Genomic DNA, 1639 nt, shown 5'->3' on the forward strand with positions numbered 1-1639 from the left:
CGCCCTCGCCGGGGCGCTCGACCTGCGGCCGAAGACCGCTGGTGCCGGACCCGGCCGACCCCGCCGGACGACAGGGGCTCGGCCGGATCTGCGAACTCGACCGCCCCGAGACGCTGGGCGAGTTCACCGAGCGTGCCGCCGCCCGGCTGCCCGCCACCGCGCAGGGCATCCGCGCCTCGGGCGACCCGGACCGTACGATCCGTACCGTCGCCGTCTGCGGCGGCTCCGGGGACGGCCTGTTCGCGGAGGCGCGCGCCGCCGGAGTCGACGCGTACCTCACCGCCGATCTGCGCCACCACCCGGCCTCCGAGGCGCGCGAGCACAGCGACCTCGCGCTGGTGGACGCCGCGCACTGGGCCACCGAATGGCCGTGGACCGAGCTGGCCGCGGCACAGCTCGACGAGATCTCCGACCGGCACGGCTGGGACCTGCGCACCCATGTGTCCCGCAAGGTCACCGACCCCTGGACGGCCCACGCCGCGGCCGCCGCCCCGTTCCGGGCCTTCGCGCCCGACCCCGCCTCGGCCTCCCCGGCCTGAGGCCCGCCTCTTCCGTCCCCTACGACCACCTCTGGAGCCCCCCGCTGAACGCCGCGCCCGCAGACCAGATCCGCCTGCTCGACGTCCAGGGCCTCGACGTACGGCTCTCGCAGCTGGCGCACAAGCGCCGGACGCTGCCCGAGCACGCCGAACTCGACACCCTGACCGCCGACCACACCCAGCTGCGTGACCTCCTCGTCGCCTCGCAGACCGAGGAGAGCGACACCGCCCGCGAGCAGACCAAGGCGGAGCAGGACGTGGACCAGGTGCGCCAGCGCGCCGCCCGCGACCAGAAGCGCCTGGACTCCGGGGCCGTCACCTCGCCCAAGGACCTGGAGAACCTCCAGCACGAGATCGCCTCCCTCGCCCGGCGCCAGAGCGACCTGGAGGACGTCGTCCTGGAGGTCATGGAGCGCCGCGAGGCCGCCCAGGAGCGGGCCACCGAGCTGACCGGCCGGGTGGAGTCCCTCCAGTCCAAGATCAGCGACGCCACGGCGCGGCGCGACGCGGCGGTCGAGGAGATCGACAACGAGATCGCGACCGTCACCAAGGAGCGCGCGGTCATCGCCGGGACCATCCCCGCCGATCTGCTGAAGCTCTACGACAAGCTGCGCGAGCAGCAGGGCGGCGTCGGCGCCGCCCGGCTCTACCAGCGGCGCTGCGACGGCTGCCGCCAGGAGCTGGCCATCACCGAGCTGAACGAGGTCCGCTCGGCCCCCGCCGACACCGTGGTGCGGTGCGAGAACTGCCGCCGGATCCTGGTCCGTACGCCCGAATCGGGGCTGTAGGGGCAATGGCACGGCGTCGCTTCATCGTCGAGGCCGACGGCGGCTCCCGGGGCAACCCGGGGCCCGCCGGGTACGGCGCGGTCGTCCTGGACGCGGTGACCGGCGAACCGCTCGCCGAGGTCGCCGAGTACATCGGCACCGCGACCAACAACGTCGCCGAGTACAAGGGCCTGATCGCCGGTCTGCGGGCCGCCCACGCCCTCGACCCGGAGGCGGAGGTCCAGGGTCCGGATGGACTCCAAGCTGGTCATCGAGCAGATGTCCGGCCGCTGGAAGATCAAGCACCCGGGACATGCGGCCGCTCGCCACCGA

1 protein-coding gene and 2 pseudogenes are annotated in these 1639 nt (G+C 74.0%); all 3 read left to right on the forward strand.

Going from position 1 to position 1639, the window contains the following annotated elements:
- Positions 1-539, forward strand: a pseudogene (locus SSOG_RS31950) (Nif3-like dinuclear metal center hexameric protein); the annotation flags it as partial.
- Positions 540-583: 44 nt separating this feature from the next.
- Positions 584-1327, forward strand: coding sequence for a zinc ribbon domain-containing protein (locus SSOG_RS31955; protein WP_009718402.1), 744 nt, complete (start codon positions 584-586; stop codon positions 1325-1327).
- A 5-nt stretch (positions 1328-1332) separates the two neighbouring features.
- Positions 1333-1639 (forward strand): annotated as a pseudogene (locus tag SSOG_RS31960) (reverse transcriptase-like protein); the annotation flags it as partial.

Source organism: Streptomyces himastatinicus ATCC 53653, from assembly GCF_000158915.1.
Lineage (GTDB): Bacteria > Actinomycetota > Actinomycetes > Streptomycetales > Streptomycetaceae > Streptomyces > Streptomyces himastatinicus.